General features: G+C 52.4%; 7 tRNA genes and 1 rRNA gene. All 8 read right to left on the bottom strand.

Annotated features, from left to right (window positions below):
* Positions 1–152 precede the first annotated feature (152 nt).
* Positions 153–238: transfer RNA gene (locus FE782_RS32025), tRNA-Tyr, on the bottom strand.
* 18 nt (positions 239–256) lie between these two features.
* A tRNA-Phe gene (locus tag FE782_RS32020) sits at positions 257–332 on the bottom strand.
* An 8-nt stretch (positions 333–340) separates the two neighbouring features.
* Positions 341–417 (bottom strand) — tRNA-Asp (locus FE782_RS32015).
* 14 nt (positions 418–431) lie between these two features.
* Positions 432–508, bottom strand: a tRNA-Met gene (locus FE782_RS32010).
* Positions 509–524: 16 nt separating this feature from the next.
* Positions 525–600, bottom strand: a tRNA-Val gene (locus FE782_RS32005).
* A gap of 11 nt (positions 601–611) precedes the next feature.
* Positions 612–688 (bottom strand) — tRNA-Met (locus FE782_RS32000).
* Positions 689–727: 39 nt separating this feature from the next.
* Positions 728–818: transfer RNA gene (locus FE782_RS31995), tRNA-Ser, on the bottom strand.
* Between the two features lie 65 nt (positions 819–883).
* A 23S ribosomal RNA gene (locus FE782_RS31990) occupies positions 884–1,026 on the bottom strand; the annotation flags it as partial.

Raw genomic sequence — 1,026 nt, 5'->3', positions numbered from 1 at the left:
AAAGGCAGGATGAGTAGGGTGATCTTTTTCAATACCTGAATCTAAACCAAAAGAAGAGAAAGCCTCCGAAAAACGCTGGCTTTCTCTACAGTCTGAGCGTTTCTTCTGAAAAGAAGAAACGCTTTTGCTTTGTTAATGTAAGTTAGATAAGGTGGTGGGGGATGATGGATTCGAACCACCGAACTCGTAAGAGAAGAGATTTACAGTCTCCCGCGTTTGGCCACTTCGCTAATCCCCCATGCTTACAAATAAGCAATGGTGGCTTGGGACGGAATCGAACCGCCGACACATGGATTTTCAGTCCATTGCTCTACCGACTGAGCTACCAAGCCGTAAAAAATGGCGGAGCCGACGGGATTCGAACCCGCGGTCTCCTGCGTGACAGGCAGGCATGTTAGGCCTCTACACCACGGCTCCGCGATGAAGAAAATTGGTTGCGGGGGCAGGATTTGAACCTACGACCTTCGGGTTATGAGCCCGACGAGCTACCGGACTGCTCCACCCCGCGACGATATAAAAGATAATGGTGGGCGCTGACGGGATCGAACCGCCGACCCTCTGCTTGTAAGGCAGATGCTCTCCCGGCTGAGCTAAGCGCCCGAGAATGAAAGTGGTAGCGGCGGAGGGGATCGAACCCCCGACCTTACGGGTATGAACCGTACGCTCTAGCCAGCTGAGCTACGCCGCCACGATGAAAGCTATCTTCCCATTCCATCTGATGAAGGAATGGCGGAGAGAGAGGGATTCGAACCCTCGCACCGCTTACGCAGTCTAACCCCTTAGCAGAGGGTCCCCTTGAGCCACTTGGGTATCTCTCCATAGCCACAGGAGCTTTTGTCCCCTGAAAACTGGATGCGAAACTTGAGATGTTCATCCGAAAATGTTGGATAAGTCCTCGACCGATTAGTATTCGTCAGCTCCACGCATTGCTGCGCTTCCACCCCGAACCTATCAACCACGTCGTCTACATGGGGTCTTCAAGCAGGGAAATCTCATCTTGAGGGGGGCTTCACGCTTAGATGCTTT

Source organism: Paenibacillus antri (assembly GCF_005765165.1).
GTDB classification, from domain to species: domain Bacteria; phylum Bacillota; class Bacilli; order Paenibacillales; family YIM-B00363; genus Paenibacillus_AE; species Paenibacillus_AE antri.
The sequence above is the reverse complement of the archived record's forward strand: the minus strand, read 5'-3'. Positions and strand labels throughout refer to the sequence as shown.